The organism is Streptomyces canarius (assembly GCF_014650735.1).
In the GTDB taxonomy this organism is placed as follows: domain Bacteria; phylum Actinomycetota; class Actinomycetes; order Streptomycetales; family Streptomycetaceae; genus Streptomyces; species Streptomyces olivaceoviridis.
Genome location: NZ_BMVN01000040.1, coordinates 22222 through 36822, shown reverse-complemented (window position 1 = coordinate 36822; position 14601 = coordinate 22222). Strand labels below are relative to the sequence as shown.

General features: G+C 71.7%; 10 protein-coding genes and 4 pseudogenes. 6 read left to right on the top strand and 8 right to left on the bottom strand.

Going from position 1 to position 14601, the window contains the following annotated elements; translation table 11 throughout:
• Positions 1 to 81: 81 nt before the first annotated feature.
• Both IE294_RS48115 and IE294_RS50310 read right to left on the bottom strand, forming a co-directional pair.
• Positions 82 to 510 (bottom strand): SUKH-4 family immunity protein, encoded by a 429-nt coding sequence (locus IE294_RS48115; RefSeq protein WP_373315909.1) that lies wholly within the window; start codon positions 508 to 510, stop codon positions 82 to 84.
• Between the two features lie 101 nt (positions 511 to 611).
• Positions 612 to 1289, bottom strand: a pseudogene (locus IE294_RS50310) (SUKH-4 family immunity protein); the annotation flags it as partial.
• Between the two features lie 128 nt (positions 1290 to 1417).
• Between IE294_RS50310 and IE294_RS36240 the strand changes: the two are divergent.
• Entirely contained in the window at positions 1418 to 3697 is a 2280-nt protein-coding gene (locus IE294_RS36240; protein WP_189893301.1) for a hypothetical protein, read from the top strand.
• Positions 3698 to 3759: 62 nt separating this feature from the next.
• Positions 3760 to 4202: pseudogene (locus tag IE294_RS48105) on the top strand (maleylpyruvate isomerase N-terminal domain-containing protein); the annotation flags it as partial.
• Between the two features lie 42 nt (positions 4203 to 4244).
• Here the strand turns inward: IE294_RS48105 and IE294_RS36235 are convergent.
• Positions 4245 to 5117, bottom strand: a complete 873-nt coding sequence (locus tag IE294_RS36235) for an SDR family NAD(P)-dependent oxidoreductase (protein ID WP_229917662.1) — start codon at positions 5115 to 5117, stop codon at positions 4245 to 4247.
• A gap of 56 nt (positions 5118 to 5173) precedes the next feature.
• Between IE294_RS36235 and IE294_RS36230 the strand changes: the two genes are divergently transcribed.
• The gene (locus IE294_RS36230) at positions 5174 to 5638 is read left to right on the top strand and encodes a MarR family winged helix-turn-helix transcriptional regulator (protein WP_229917661.1); all 465 of its coding nucleotides are present in this window, start codon (positions 5174 to 5176) and stop codon (positions 5636 to 5638) included.
• Positions 5639 to 5800: 162 nt separating this feature from the next.
• Positions 5801 to 5932, top strand: a complete 132-nt coding sequence (locus IE294_RS49145; RefSeq protein ID WP_268252833.1) for a hypothetical protein — start codon at positions 5801 to 5803, stop codon at positions 5930 to 5932.
• An 8-nt stretch (positions 5933 to 5940) separates the two neighbouring features.
• Here IE294_RS49145 and IE294_RS36225 read toward each other — a convergent pair whose 3' ends face one another.
• The 5 genes and pseudogenes from IE294_RS36225 to IE294_RS36205 all read right to left on the bottom strand — a co-directional run.
• Positions 5941 to 6447, bottom strand: coding sequence for a MarR family winged helix-turn-helix transcriptional regulator (locus tag IE294_RS36225; RefSeq protein WP_189893299.1), 507 nt, complete (start codon positions 6445 to 6447; stop codon positions 5941 to 5943).
• Positions 6448 to 6593: 146 nt separating this feature from the next.
• The gene (locus IE294_RS36220; protein ID WP_189893297.1) at positions 6594 to 7748 is read right to left on the bottom strand and encodes an enolase C-terminal domain-like protein; all 1155 of its coding nucleotides are present in this window, start codon (positions 7746 to 7748) and stop codon (positions 6594 to 6596) included.
• Complete coding sequence (locus tag IE294_RS36215; RefSeq protein WP_189893295.1) at positions 7745 to 9544, bottom strand: thiamine pyrophosphate-requiring protein; 1800 nt, start codon at positions 9542 to 9544, stop codon at positions 7745 to 7747. Before IE294_RS36215 ends, IE294_RS36220 begins: the two co-directional genes overlap by 4 nt.
• 427 nt (positions 9545 to 9971) lie before the next feature.
• Positions 9972 to 10709: pseudogene (locus IE294_RS49870) on the bottom strand (sigma-70 family RNA polymerase sigma factor); the annotation flags it as partial.
• A 796-nt stretch (positions 10710 to 11505) separates the two neighbouring features.
• A pseudogene (locus IE294_RS36205) lies at positions 11506 to 12297 on the bottom strand (thiamine pyrophosphate-binding protein); the annotation flags it as partial.
• 178 nt (positions 12298 to 12475) lie between these two features.
• On the opposite strand from IE294_RS36205, the gene ctaD reads away from it, so the two are divergent.
• Both ctaD and ctaF read left to right on the top strand, forming a co-directional pair.
• On the top strand, positions 12476 to 14194 hold the full coding sequence (ctaD, locus tag IE294_RS36200) for an aa3-type cytochrome oxidase subunit I (protein ID WP_189893293.1): 1719 nt from the start codon (positions 12476 to 12478) through the stop codon (positions 14192 to 14194).
• Entirely contained in the window at positions 14191 to 14583 is a 393-nt protein-coding gene (gene ctaF / locus IE294_RS36195) for an aa3-type cytochrome oxidase subunit IV (RefSeq protein ID WP_189893291.1), read from the top strand. The genes ctaD and ctaF overlap by 4 nt, the downstream gene beginning before the upstream one ends.
• Positions 14584 to 14601 lie beyond the last annotated feature (18 nt).

Here is a 14601-nt window from a genome sequence, read left to right as displayed (position 1 = left end):
GGCACCCGGGAGCCGACATGCTGCCCGGTGCGCGGCCGGGGCCCGAACACCCCTCCCGGAACGGGACCGGGACGCCTGCCGTCAGAGGACGCCTCCCGCCTCGTCGTGGAAGACCTCCGGCCAGTACCGGTAGTCGTCCGGGGCCGCGGCGGGGGCACAGGCGACGGGGTCGACCGAGGCCAGCACCTCGATCATGGTGTCGGCGAGCCGGTGGTGGAAGTCCTGGGTGAACCCGTGCTCCTTGTCCAGGGCCTGTTCCCGCTGGTGCAGCCAGAGCGTGAAGGCGAGGGTGGAGACGTCGGCGTTGACCGGGACGACGTGGTCGGCGCCGAGCTCGGTGTGGAAGAGGGCACCGGTGCGGCCGTCGACCAACAGGTCGAAGTCGTGGACCAGCCCGCCGAGCACCACCAGGTGCTCCGCGTCCGGCGGCAGTTGTTCACCGCCGTCCCACAGGTGGGCGTGCCGGGGGTTGCTCTGCGACTCGGCCCGGTCCTCCGGGAGCGTGACCAGCGGTTCGGCCGGGGGCCGTAGAACATGAAGCCGTCGCGGGGCAGACCCGCTTCGCTCAGGAAGCGGCGGGTCGGAGCGTGGCCGAGGGCCGGCGGCACCTGGTCGTCGGTGAGCCGCACCATCCCCTCGGCGCCGAACACCTCGTCCAGCAGGCCTTCCGGCAGTTCCAGGGCCAGCCCCCGCCCGGGACCGGCGATCAGACCGAGCGGGCGTATCACCGCGGCGATCCTCCAGAACGCCGGTATCGGCCGGTCCCAGCCGGACCGCGGACCGGCCGGACCCCAGCCGTCCTCACCCCACTCCTCCTCGGCGAACACCGAGGTCAGCACGTGCTCCGCGTCCCTCACCGCGTCAGGACCCGTCCTCCCGGCGAGGCCGGCGAACCTGCCGCGCAGCCCCCGGAACTCGTCCACCGCCGCCAGGAAGCGGGCCAGCGCGCCGACCGACGGAGCCAGCGGGAACAGCTCCGCGCCGCCCGGCGACCTGGCGTGGAGCCACATGCTGAAGACGCGCCCGGTGACAGCGTCGAGGACGACCTCCTCGCCGTCCTCGTCGCCCTCCACGATCAGACGGCCGATCAGCAGCAGTCCGGCGAGGTCCGGATCGAGCTCCGCCGGGTCGCCGCCCAGCACGGTCACATGGTCACGGACCGTCAGCAGCGACGGCTCGGTGAGCGGACGGAAGCCGACCAGACCATGGCCGTCCAGCCGCTCCCCCGGAGCCAGGACGCGGCGGGTCGGTTCATGGACGATCGCCGGATGCGGCGCGTGCCCCGGCATGACAACGCTGGTCTCGGACATGTCTCCCCCGTGTGCTGAGTTCAAGCAGCGACCCCTCCACGATAGGAGCCGCCACTGACAACGGTGGTCCCCAGTGGCTGTGCATATACCTCTGGCATAATCCGGCCATGTCGAGCCGAGACGTGATCCAGTACGCCCCCGACGCCGGTCTGCTCATGATCCCGGGCGACCCGGCCAAGGACCACACCCCGGGGTTCGCGGTCTTCGGCGACTCCGTCCCCGCCCTGCGCGCGTTCGTCCTGCGCCTGCTGCGGAAGGAGAACGTCAGGCCGGCACCCGGCACAGCGGGGTCCGCCGCTGCCATACCGGTGCGCGTCAGTCTCGTCCCCCGGCCCGACAACGACTACGACACGCGTGCCGTCTCGGTCGCCGCCCCGCCCGAGCACGGCGGGTCCGTTCTCGACCGGCACCTGGGCTACCTCTACAGCAGCGCGCTGGACGTCACCAGTGAGAGCATCCGCAGGCTCACCGAGGAGACCGGCACGCCCGTCGGCTGTCACGGATGGATCGAGCTCCACGACCTGGAGAGCGACGGCCGTTTCGACGAGGACGAGTTCGAGTCCGACGAGTCCGACGAGCACTGGGAGCCCAGCCGCCACGAGCCGGTGTCGTGGGCGGAGCAGAAGGCCTTCGGGTACGCGGTCGGTTCGGTACGGCTCGTGCTGCCCGAGCGTCAGACCGTACGCGCTCTCGTGGACGCGTACCTGGCGGAACACAACGCGGAACACAAAGCGGACCGGGACGCGGACCGGGAGGACGCGGAGCAGGAGACTCCGGCCGGTGTCGAGCGGGGCCTGCGCCGGGCGCTGGCCGAGCGGCTCGCCATCCGGCTGCGGGCCGGTCTGAGCCACCGGGCCGCCGGCGGGGCCTGGGGGCGGGAGACCGAGCGGGACCGCGCGCGGCGGCGCCGGGACGCCGAGGCACGGCCGCTCCTGGAGGTCTGGGAGACGTACCGGAACACGGCGCACGGCTTCCGCGGCCTGCGTGCCGTCACCCGTTCCGTCTTCCACCGCACCCGCGTCCTCGTGCTGGACGAGTCCGGGGTGGAGGTCGGGCAGTACCACGAGCCGGACGGCCCCCTCACCCTCGTCGACGAGCGACTGCGCGCCGAGGCGCTCGACGCGCTGCGCGCGCACGGGGTGGACGTGGACGCGCCCGAGGACCCGGCCGCTCTCGGCGGTTTCCCGGACGCGGTGGTCGTCGTGGGCCGGGGCACGTGGTCGATCCGGCTCGCGAAGCCGGGGGTGTCGCGGGACGCGCTCCCCGAAGCCGGCTGGTTCGACCCGGACTCGGGGACGCTCACCGTGTACGCGGCGCCGCTCGCCGAGGCGCTGACGGTGCTGCTGCGCCGGCACGGCGTGCGGCCACTGCTGGTGACCTGGGGCGCGCCGCCCGAGGAGGTGGAGCGGCACAACCTCCGGGCCGCGTTCGCACCGGGCGCGATCAGCCCGGTCAGCCGCTCCGCCCGGGTGACGGCCGCAGTGCAGCGGCTGGTCCCGGAGCCCCACCGCCGCTGGCTCGACACGAGGCCCGGCGGCGGGACGGCCACGGCGACGGCCGGGAGCCCGCTGCCGCCGCTCGCCGACGACGCGGCGCAGAACCCGTACTACCGGCGCGCCCTGGAGTCGCTGTTCGGGGCCCCCGTGGACCTGGCGGGGCGCGGGCCGTGCCGGCTCTGCGGGCGCTCCGCCCAGTCGGCGCGCCCGGGGCTCTTCTACTGCCACGGCTGCTGTGCCCTGGCGAGGAACGGGGTGCTGCGGGACACCGGCGAGGACGGCGCGTGGACGGAGGCGGTCGTGTACGCGCTGCGCCGGCTCGCTCGGATCGAGATCTCCGGGCCGCCGTCCCTCGCCCAGCTCGACCGCATCGGCGTCCCCTTCGACAACCCCGGCCTGGTCGACGAGGCGATGCTCTGCCGTTTCCTGGTGCCGCGCCCCGCCTCCACGCTGCTGAGCGCGCGGCCTGCGCGCCCGGCCCGCACCTGGACGGAGTGGCTGGGGCACGCGGGGCTCCTCACGGACGGGGTCCGTACGTCGATGGGTACGGCGACCAGGGCGACGGACGGGCACCTGTGCCGTTCCCTGTTCGAACGGCACGTGGACGACTTCCTTCACCACTGGGGCGTGGCCCACGAGCCGGAGCCCGCCTATCCGCGCCACCCGGAACTCAACACGACCGGTCTGCGGGCGGACTGGCGCCTGGCGGACGGCACGTACGTCGAGGCGCTGGGTCTGCTGACGAGGGAGGCGTACGCGGCGAAGGTCGCGCGCAAGCGGGAGCTGGCCCGCCACCACGGCCTGCGTCTCGTCACGGTCACGGCCGAGGACCTCGACCGCCTTCCGGAGGTCTTCGCGGCCTGGCTCCCGAAGAGTCCGGCCGCCGGTTGACGGCCCGCGCCGGGTGCGAGATGCGCTGTCCTGTCGCCGGGGCACGGTGAGAGACACCCGGAGTGGAGAACACCTTCGAGTTCCCCGGGCTGCTGCGGCTGATCGACGAACGGTCGCGCGTTCCGCGCCGCGGTCGCCGCCGCGCCCGGCCCCGACGTGCGGGTGCCGACCTGCCCCGACTGGACGCTGTTCGATCTGGCGCAGCACCTCGGCGTGGGGCGTCGCGCCCGGGCCGGCACCGTCGCCGCGGGGCCCACCGCCACGGCCGAGTCCGGACCGCGGCTGCTGGACGTGGTGGGCCGGGTCGCAGTCGCCGTGGACCCGCGGTGCTCTACGCGATCGCCCTGCACAGCTACGACGCCCGGATCACCCTGGGCGCCCCGGGGCCGCTGCCGGACGGGGTGGCACTCGACGGTGTCGGCGAGTTCCTGTCCACCTGCTGGGCGACGACGGCCCCCGGCCGCACGAGCCCGCCACCGTCGAGTACCACGCCACCGAGGGCCGCTCCTCCTGGCCCCGGCACGGGCAGCGCGCAGGGTGACAGGGGCTACGCGGCACCCGTCCCGGCGAGCAACGACTCCGTCTCCGTCCACAGTCGCCGTTGGACGTCCTCATCACGGCCGGGCTCGGGGCACCGCAACGGCTTGGCGTCGCGTACGGAGAAGTAACCGCCGGTGGTGTGCGCGAACGCCGGGTCGGTCGCCAGGCGGACGATGATCCCCGCGCCCCTGCGCGGGTCGCCGACCTTGAGGACGTCCAGGACGCGCCGGAGCGCGGCGGAGCCGGGAAGGTCGCGGCCGAGACCGGTGGCGTTGAAGCCCGGGTCGCAGCAGTTCACCGTGACCTTCGTGGCGTCCAGGCGCCGGGCCGGTTCCCCGGTCCACATGATGGTCATGAGCTTGGTCCGGCCGTACAGGGCCATCGACTCGCGCCGCGTGTAGGGGGCGGTGTCCCGCAGGTCCGTGGCCGGTGCGATGCTTCCGGCCCGCCGGGCGGCCTCGGAGGCGACGTTCACGATCCGCGCCGGAGCGGACGCCAGGAGCGTGTCCGTCAGCGCCTGGGTCAGGGCGAACGGGCCGAGGTAGTTGACGGCGGTCATCTCCGCCAGCCCCTCGGCCGTGACGCGCTGGGAGAACGCGTGCAGGCCCGCGTTGTTGACCAGTACGTCCAGCCGCGCGTACCGCGCGGCGATCTCCCGGCCCGCCCGGCGGGCCTGTGCGACGACCCCGAGGTCCGCGAGGAAGACGTCGGCCCGCGCGGCACCGCCGGTCGCTTCCCCCAGTTCGGCGAGCAGGGCTTCGGCCCTGCCCGGGGACCGCGCCACGATGCCGAGGTCGTAGCCGCGGCGGGCGAGCTCCAGGGCGGCGATCCGGCCGAGCCCGGAGGTCGCGCCGGTGATCACAGCGACGGGACGAGTCACCGTTCCTCCATTCGTGAGGTACCTCATCAATTATGTGTGGGACGATACCCGACGTCATGAGCAAGCACGAAACGACACCGCCCACCAGCCCCGACCCCGCGGACGTGGGCCTGCGGTTCCTGACCGTCGCCCACCAGGTCCGGACGGCGGTCGATCAGCACATGGCCGCGGCCGGCCTGTCCCTGGCCCGCACCAAGCTGCTACGGCTCCTCGCCCAGCGCGGCGCTCTCCACCAAGCCGAACTCGCCGAGGCGCTCGGCCAGGCGCCCCGCTCCGTCACCCAGGCCGTCGAAGCCCTCGAACGCCTGCGGCTGGTCACCCGGACCCCCGATCCCGTGGACCGCCGGCGCAAGACCGTCACGCTGACCGAGCAGGGCCACGCGGCCCTCGCCGCCGGCGAGCAGGCGGGCACCGGGATACTCCAGCGCATCTTCGGCGCCCTCGACACCCGTCAGCTCACACGCCTGGAACAACTCCTCACGGACACCGACGAAGCCACCCGGCACAGCGCCACACCCTGACCGAGGTGCCGGCGCGCGGCCCAGGTCGGGACGTCGCAGGCCACGGCCGTTCGGAAGGCAGCGTTGGTCGCGCGTATCGTGGTCGGTACGAACCGATGCTTCCGCTGCCACTGGTAGCCGGCGGTTCGAGCGGGAGCCCGGTACCGGAAGAAGGCGGTCCCCGTGGGCTTCGCATACGGAAAGAACCTGTACGCAGCGGCACCAGTGGAAGAACTCTTCCCGTGGTTCGCCGTCATGTTCGCGATCCTGGCCGTGGCCCTCGTGGTCATGCTGCTGAAGACCCGGCACCACTGACGTCGGACTCACGTCGACCAGCCGGGTGGTGGCAGGTGTGCGCCGCCGGAGGCAGGGGGCTCTCCGCCCGCCTCGTTGAAGGCGTCGAGGGCCTCGACGAGTGCCAGACGCTGGGTCGGCCGCAGTCGTTGGACGATCGCCCGGATCTCGGCCCGGCGTCGGGCGGTGACCGACTCGACGGTCCGCCGGCCCTCCTCGGTGAGCGTCAGCAGCGTCTCCCGGCGGTCGTCCGGGTTGGGCTGCCGTTCGGCGAGCCCGGCCGCGATGACGCGGTCCGCCATCCGCATCGCGGTGGAGGGCGTGACCCGTAGCGACTCGGCCAATGCGACGAGCTTGATGGCACCACGACCGGACATCACGACGAGCATGCGGAACTGCGGCAGCGTGACCCGTTCCTCGACCTCGGCGAGCGAGCGGGCGGAGACCGCCATCAGCACGCGGGACGCCGTGAGCACCGCCCGGGCGACCGCATCGACGTCATCGGCTTCCCCGGCCGATGTCTCAGGCTGCGCCATACGTCCTTCGTACCGTGTGTACCGTGCGTCTGTGCCCCGCCGCCGAGGCACCGTGGGGCAGGCAGAGCAGTGCGCCGCCCCGCCTCATCGCCGTACCCCCGCGCCTCGCCCTCGACGGCCTTGTGCAGCGCCCGTTCCAGGGCTGGTCAGGTCGTCCGTGGTCCGTAGACGCGGTAGTCCTCGGCGTCGGGCCACTTGACCTCCAGGCCGAGGCCGGGCCGCGAGGTGTCCGGGCGCAGGGCGCCTCCGTCGGGTGACAGCGTGCCGTCGAACAGCAGGCGTTCGAGCCGCACGTGGTCGTGGAAGTACTCCAGGTGCCGCAGCCGGCGCACGGCGCAGAACGCGTGGGCGGAGACGGCCGGCGCGCAGTGGGCGGACAGGTCCAGGTGATGGGTCGCCGCGAGGCCGGCCACTTCCAGGACACCGGTGATGCCTCCGCAGCGGGTGACATCGGCCTGGAGGCAGTCCACGGCGGGGCCTTCGACGAGATTGACGAAGTCCTGTGTGGTGTAGGCGTATTCGCCGGCCGCGATCTCCAGCCGGGCGGGGCCCCGCTCGCGCAGCGTGCGCAGGCCGACCAGGTCGGCGGAACTGACGGGCTCCTCGAACCAGCGCACGTCCCACTCCTCGTGGAACCGACGGGCCCAGTACAGCGCCTGCTTGCGGCCCAGCGCCCCGTTGGCGTCGGTGAAGACCTCCGGCTCGTCACCGACGGCCTTGCGGACGGCCGCCAGGCGTCGCGGGTCGCCTTCGGGGTCCCGGGAGGTCTTCAGCTTCACGCGCGGGACGCCCTGCTCCACCCACCCGGTGAGCTGGTCGGTGAGGCGGTCCAGGGAGTAGTTCGTGAAGCCGCCGCTGCCGTACACCGGCACCCGGTCGTGGTACGCCGGGAGCAGCTGGACCAGCGGCAGGCCGAGGAGCCGGGCCTTGAGGTCCCACAGCGCCACGTCCACCGCGGAGACCGCCATGGCGCCGACGCCGGGGCGGCCGGCGTTGCGGATCCGGCGTCCCATCAACTCCCACAGGGCCGCAGGTGCTGTGACGGCCTGTCCCTTGATCAGCGGCGCGAGCTTGGAGTCGGCGAACGAGGCGACCGACACGTCCCCGTAGGTGTAACCGAGTCCCGTACGACCGCCGGCGTGCACCCGGACCAGGACCATGGTGGTGGAGTCCCATTCCAGGGTGCCGTCCTGTTCCTTGCCGTCCGGGCCGTCGGTCGGCACCTCGAAGGCGTGCACGTCCACCGCGTCGATCCGGCAGTCCGCCGGGCCCGCCCCGGCACCGGTCCGGGCGCCGCTCATGCGTGCCGTCCCGGCAGGTGCTCGGCGTACTCGGTGAGCTTCTGCCGTACGCCCTTGGCGGCGATGCCGGCCCGCTCCGGGTCGCGGACGGCGGCCTTGGCGGCCTTCTTGCCCTGAGCGAGCATGATGTGCGGCGGGATCGGCGCGATCTCGTTGTCGACCTTGAACTCCAGCACCACCGGTACGTCCGAGGCCAGTGCCTCGTCCCACGCCTTGCCGACCTTCTTCGGCTTGTCGCAGTAGACGCCCTTCAGGCCCAGCATCTCGGCGTACTTGGCGTAGGGCACGTCGGGGATCTCCTGCGACGCGGGGTACTTCGGGTCGCCGGCCATGGCGCGCTGCTCCCACGTGACCTGGTTGAGGTCCTGGTTGTTGAAGACGCAGAAGACGAACGGCGCCGGACCGGACAGCCGGTCCAGGTACCGCTTGACGGTGATCATCTCGTTCATGCCGTTCATCTGGAACGCCCCGTCACCGACGAACGCGATCACCGGCCGGTCCGGATAGGCGAAACGCGCCGCGATGGCGTACGGCGTCCCCGGACCCATCGTCGCCAACGTCCCCGACAACGACGCCCGCATGCCCTGGCGCAACTTCAGGTGCCGCGCCCACCAGTTCGTACCCGAACCCGCGTCCGCCGTGAGGATGCAGTCGTCCGGAAGACGCGACGACAGCTCGGCGGCCACCGCCTGCGGATTGATGCTCCCGCCGAAGTGCTGGCCGGCCCTCTTCTCGCAGATCGCGTCCCACTCCCGGACGTCCTTCTCGATCCGCTCGCGCCAACCGCGGTCCTCCTTGCGTTCGAGCAAGGGCAGAAGCGCCGTGAGGGTCTCCTTGGCGTCCCCGACGAGATGGGCGTCCATGGGGTAGCGGATGCCGATCATCCGGCCGTCGATGTCGATCTCGACGCCCCGCGCCTGCCCCTCGTCCGGCAGCCACTCGGAGTAGGGGAAGCTGCTGCCGGCCATGAGGAGGGTGTCGCAGCCCTGGATCATGTTGTCGCTGGCCTTGCTGCCGAGCAGACCGATCGGACCGGTCACGAACGGCAGGTCGTCCGGCAGCACCTCACGGCCCAGCAAGGCCTTGGCCACACCGGCACCCAGCAGCTCCGCGACCTCGACGAGCTCGCTCTCCGCGTGCGCCGCGCCCTGGCCGACGATCATGGCGACCTTCGTTCCGGCGTTGAGGACGTCCGCCGCCTTGCGCAGTTCGTCCGGGTCGGGCAGCAGGCGCGGGCGGCTCCAGCCGACGCTGGAGAACACCGACCCGTGCGCCTTCGGCGGCGACGGCTGGGCGTCCTCCTCCTGCACATCGCTCGGGATGACGACCGTCGCCACGGACCGCAGGGTCAGGGCGGTCTTGAACGCCCGGTCGACGACGTGCCGGGCCTGCCCGGGATGCACGATCATCTGGCAGAAGTCGGAGACGTCCGCGAAGAGCTGCGCGAGCGGGATCTCCTGCTGGTAGTGCGTGCCCAGGGAGAGCCGCTTCTGCTGGCCGACCACGGCGACCACCGGCTGGTGGTCCAGCTTCGCGTCGTACAGCCCGTTGAGCAGGTGAATGGCGCCAGGCCCCGAGGTCGCCGTGCAGCAGCCCACCTCGCCGGTGAACTTCGCGTGCGCGCACGCCATGAACGCGGCCATCTCCTCGTGCCGCGTCTGGATGAACTCCGGTTCCCCCTTGGCCCGGTCGAAGGCACCGAGCAGCCCGTTGATCCCGTCGCCGGGATAGCCGTAGACCCGCTCGATCCCCCAGTCCCGCAAGCGTCGCAGTACGTAGTCGGCCACCAGCGTCATGACGTGCTCCCTCGGATCCGCACCTGTGCCATCCGCATGAGGTGACCGGAGGCGGCACCGCGTAAACGACGGGCCGTCCGGCTCCCCTGCCCGGTCGACGCAGTGCTTGTCCGAGTGGCTCTGCCGGGCCCGGACCACGAGAGGCACCCCGGCCGCGGCGGACGGGCTCCTGCCTCCCGGGGCCCCTTCCACGTGACCGAGAGGCCGCGCTCCGCTGCCCCCGACCGCATACGTCCTCGCGGGCGGGGTGCGTGCCCCGGACACGGCCGTGGCCGCCACCCCGCGCGGGCAGGTGCCCGGCACCCTCCGCCGTGGCCTCCGGGCCGGCGCGGCCTCCGGCGGGGCGTGAAGGATCGAGATGCCCGAGCAGCTCCCGCAGCTCACCCAGGCACCGGGCGATCAGCCGGGACACATGCATCTGCGAGATGCCCACCACGGCCGCGATCTGCTGCTGTGTCAGGTCGTGGAAGAAGCGCAGCACCAGGATGCGGCGCTCCCGCTCCGGGAAGCGCCTCAGCGCGTCCACCAGCTCCACGCGCTCGGCGACGGCCTCGATCCGGGCGTCCCGGCCGCCGAGCACCTCACCGAACGCCGGCAGCGCCCCCTCCCGTCCCTCCAACGGCGCGTCGAGCGAGCGGGGCCGTGCCGCGCCCTGGGCGCGGATGGCCTCGGCCACCGCGTCCTCGGACAGACCACAGGCGCGGGCGATCTCCCCGAGCGTGGGCGGGCGACCGCCCCCCGTCTGTTCGAGCTCCCGCCGCACGCGCCGCACCTGCTGCCTGGTCTCCTGCACGGCCCGGGGCAGTCGCACGAGTCCGGCCCGGTCCCTGAAGTGGCGTTTCAGCTCCCCGGTGATCGTCGGCACCGCGTAGGCCAGAAACGGGTGTCCGTGGCCGGGGTCGTAGCCGTCGACGGCCTTCACCAGCCCCACGCAGGCCACCTGGAAGAGGTCGTCCTGCTCCTCGGCGCCGATGCCGCGGTACTTGGCGGCGATCCGGCGAGCCACGGGGATCAGGGTGCGGACGGCTCGCTCCCGGGCCGCGTCCCGCTCGCGCCCCGGCGGGAGCCTGCTGACCCGTCCGACGACCTCGTCGATCCGCAGGGACGTCAGCGCGCCGCCGGTCTCGTGCTTCCCCGGCGGGCGGAGGGTGGTCGGGGCGTTCATGTGAGCCTCTGAGCTGGAGGGGCCTGCTGGGCTGCACCATGGGTTTCCCGATTCCTTTGGCCTATGCAAAGATCACCCGCTCGACGAGGATCTCGGGTGGACCCGCGGATCGAACGGATGATTCCGGTTTGAGGTGCCGAACGGGGCCACGGACTCGGGGTCGCGGTGTCGGCGACCTCACTCGCCGCTGCGTCGGTCATGCTCCCGGGCGCGCGTCCTCACCGACCGAGTCACACGAACCCGCCCGCCCGGCCCCAGCACGGTCCTGTGGTCCGTCGCGACGGGCCCCCGCGGCGGCGGCCACTTCCCACCCGTATGCCCGAGCGGCGCGCGTGGTGCCGGGCGCGGTCACGACGGCCGCGGGACCGACCGTCGCCTCGCCGGCCGGCGACTTCATCCCTCCCGGGAACGTGCGCGCCCGTACGGCCGTGTCCGCGCCGGCGCACCGCTCGGGAGCGGCTTCGGACACGTCGTACCGGCGCACATCGCCACGCCGCTGTTCTGGCGGGTCTCCCTCGCCCGGCCGGCCGTTGCCGTTCTCGTCATCGCCTGACGGCCGGCTCGGCCGCCCGGGCCGGGGCGCGGCGGCCGTGGTCAGCCGGTCGATCAGGAACCGCCCCGCGATTGACGCCACCGGCGTGCGGATACCCAGCCGCGTTCCACCCCCCTTGGAGGCCACCATGACGAACGGAGACACGCGGTCGCGTGTGCTCGGCGGCGTACGCCTCATGCTGCTGTCCGGCCTGCTGCTCGCCGGCGTCGGCGCGATCGGCCGGCTCATCGGATGGGTGGCCCTGGCCTTGCTGCCGAGCAGACCGATCGGACCGGTCACGAACGGCAGGTCGTCCGGCAGCACCTCACGGCCCAGCAAGGCCTTGGCCACACCGGCACCCAGCAGCTCCGCGACCTCGACGAGCTCGCTCTCCGCGTGCGCCGCGCCCTGGCCGACGATCATGGCGACCTTCGTTCCGGCGTTGAGGACGTCCGCCGCCTTGCGCAGTTCGTCCGGGTCGGGCAGCAGGCGCGGGCGGCTCCAGCCGACGCTGGAGAACACCGACCCGTGCGCCTTCGGCGGCGACGGCTGGGCGTCCTCCTCCTGCACATCGCTCGGGATGACGACCGTCGCCACGGACCGCAGGGTCAGGGCGGTCTTGAACGCCCGGTCGACGACGTGCCGGGCCTGCCCGGGATGCACGATCATCTGGCAGAAGTCGGAGACGTCCGCGAAGAGCTGCGCGAGCGGGATCTCCTGCTGGTAGTGCGTGCCCAGGGAGAGCCGCTTCTGCTGGCCGACCACGGCGACCACCGGCTGGTGGTCCAGCTTCGCGTCGTACAGCCCGTTGAGCAGGTGAATGGCGCCAGGCCCCGAGGTCGCCGTGCAGCAGCCCACCTCGCCGGTGAACTTCGCGTGCGCGCACGCCATGAACGCGGCCATCTCCTCGTGCCGCGTCTGGATGAACTCCGGTTCCCCCTTGGCCCGGTCGAAGGCACCGAGCAGCCCGTTGATCCCGTCGCCGGGATAGCCGTACACCCGTCGGACGCCCCATTCGGTGAGGCGTTGCAGGACGAAGTCGGCGACTTGGGTCATGGGGGCTCCTGAACCGGGGGTGCGGTGGGTCGGCCCCGGGAGTTGCCCCGGCCCCTCGGACGTAAACCACGACGGCGTGGTCGGTGAGGCGGACATGTTTACCGACGGAGCAGGGTGGCTAACCCGCTCGGGTTCGTCACGGATGCCGGCTCGTCGGCACACCGCCTGGAGGGCGCACATGTCGAAGACGCACCCGGGGCTGGGGCGGGAAGAGGACACCTCCCGCAGCCCCCGCGTGCACACGGGTGACAGGATCAGGGACTACCTGACGACCACCGACCACAAGAAGATCGGCAATCTCTACCTCGTCACGTCGTTCGGCTTCTTCCTCGCCGCCGGTCTGATGGCGATGCTGATGCGCGCCGAACTGGCCCGGCCGGGACTTCAGGTCGTCTCCGCGCAGCAGTACAACCAGCTGTTCACGATCCACGGCACGATCATGATGCTGCTCTTCGCGACGCCCACCTTCACCGGCTTCGCGAACGCCGTCATGCCCCTCCAGATCGGGGCACCCGACGTGGCCTTCCCCCGGCTCAACGCCCTGACCTACTGGCTGTTCCTCTTCGGGGGCCTCACGGTTCTGTCCGGATTCCTGATCGGCAACGGTCCCGCCGATTTCGGCTGGTTCGCCTACTCCCCGCTGAACGACGGGGTGCACAGTCCCGGCCACGGCGGTGACGTGTGGGCGATGGGGCTCGTGCTCTCCGGTGTGAGCACCACGCTCGGGGGCGTCAATTTCATCGCGACGATCGTGTGTCTGCGCTGTCCGGGCATGACCTTGTTCCGGATGCCGATCTTCACCTGGAACGTGCTGTTCACCTCGATCCTCGTCCTGCTCGCCTTTCCTCCGTTCGCGGCCCTCCTGCTGGCCCTGATGGCCGACCGGCAGTACGGCGCGCACATCTTCGACTCGGCCACCGGCGGCGCCCTGCTGTGGCAGCACCTCTTCTGGTGGTTCGGCCATCCGGAGGTGTACATCGTGGCGCTGCCGTTCTTCGGCGTCGTCACGGAGATCCTCCCGGTGTTCAGCCGCAAGCCGGTGTTCGGCTACGTCGGCATGGTCGGAGCGACCATCGCGATCACCATGTTGTCGGCCTCCGTATGGGCCCACCACATGTTCGCCACGGGTGCGGTGTTCCTGCCGTTCTTCTCCTTCATGTCCTTCCTCATCGCCGTGCCCACCGGGGTGAAGTTCTTCAACTGGATCGGAACCATGTGGAGCGGCAGTCTCTCCTTCGAGACACCCATGCTCTGGGCACTCGGTTTCCTCGTCACCTTCCTTCTCGGGGGACTCAGCGGTGTCCTCATCGCCTCACCCGCTCTGGACTTCCATCTGACCGACACCTATTTCATCGTCGCCCACCTGCACTACGTCCTGTTCGGAACGATCGTCTTCGCCATGTTCGGCGGCTTCTACTTCTGGTGGCCCAAGCTGACGGGCCGCATGCTGGACGAGCGCATCGGCAAAATCCACTTCTGGACACTGTTCGTGGGCTTCCAGACCACGTTCCTCGTCCAGCACTGGCTGGGAGAGGGCGGGATGCCGCGGCGCTACGCCGACTACCTGGCCGCCGACGGTTTCACCGCCCTGAACACCGTGTCGTCGATCGGTGCCTTCCTGCTCGGGTTCTCCACCCTTCCCTTCCTCTACAACGTCTGGAAGACCGCCCGGTACGCGCCGATGGTGGGCATGGACGATCCCTGGGGATACGGCCGGTCACTCGAATGGGCCACCTCGTGTCCCCCGCCCCGGCACAACTTCACGGCGCTGCCCCGGGTCCGGTCCGACTCACCGGCCTTCGACCTGCACCACCCGGAGTTCAAGGAGCAACTGCCCCGGCAGGCGCACGGAGCCGTGGAGGCGACCCCCGACCCGGAAGGGAATCAGAGCGAATGAAGTCCGAGGCATACCTCTTCGCCGGCGTGGCCCTCTTCTTCCTGGTCACCGACGTCGCCTACATCTGGTTCGCCCGGGAGCCCGTCGGTATCGCGGCGCTGGGCGTCTCCTTCCTCATGGCGTCGGTGATCGCGTTCTTCTCGATGGTCAACCACCGGCGCAAGGGCTCTCGACCCGAGGACCGTACCGACGCGGAGATCCAGGAGCGCGGTGGCCGCATCGACTTCTTCCCCCCGCACAGCCGGCACCCGGTGGTGACCGCCGCCGGCGCCACGCTGGTCGCCAACGGGATCGTCTACGGAGACTGGCTGATCCTGATGGGCCTCGGCGTCCTCGGGCTCGGGGTCTTCGGCCTGGTCTTCCAGTACGGCGGACGCGAGAGCGAGTGAGGCGGGCGGCAACGGAGG

Bases quoted from the DNA above. Each gene is read 5' to 3' on its own strand.
- IE294_RS36240 (WP_189893301.1), top strand. From the start codon at position 1,418: ATGTCGAGCCGAGACGTGATCCAGTACGCCCCCGACGCCGGTCTGCTC.
- IE294_RS36230 (WP_229917661.1), top strand. From the start codon at position 5,174: ATGAGCAAGCACGAAACGACACCGCCCACCAGCCCCGACCCCGCGGAC.
- IE294_RS36225 (WP_189893299.1), bottom strand. From the start codon at position 6,447: ATGGCGCAGCCTGAGACATCGGCCGGGGAAGCCGATGACGTCGATGCG.
- IE294_RS36220 (WP_189893297.1), bottom strand. From the start codon at position 7,748: ATGAGCGGCGCCCGGACCGGTGCCGGGGCGGGCCCGGCGGACTGCCGG.
- IE294_RS36215 (WP_189893295.1), bottom strand. From the start codon at position 9,544: ATGACGCTGGTGGCCGACTACGTACTGCGACGCTTGCGGGACTGGGGG.
- ctaD (WP_189893293.1), top strand. From the start codon at position 12,476: ATGTCGAAGACGCACCCGGGGCTGGGGCGGGAAGAGGACACCTCCCGC.
- ctaF (WP_189893291.1), top strand. From the start codon at position 14,191: ATGAAGTCCGAGGCATACCTCTTCGCCGGCGTGGCCCTCTTCTTCCTG.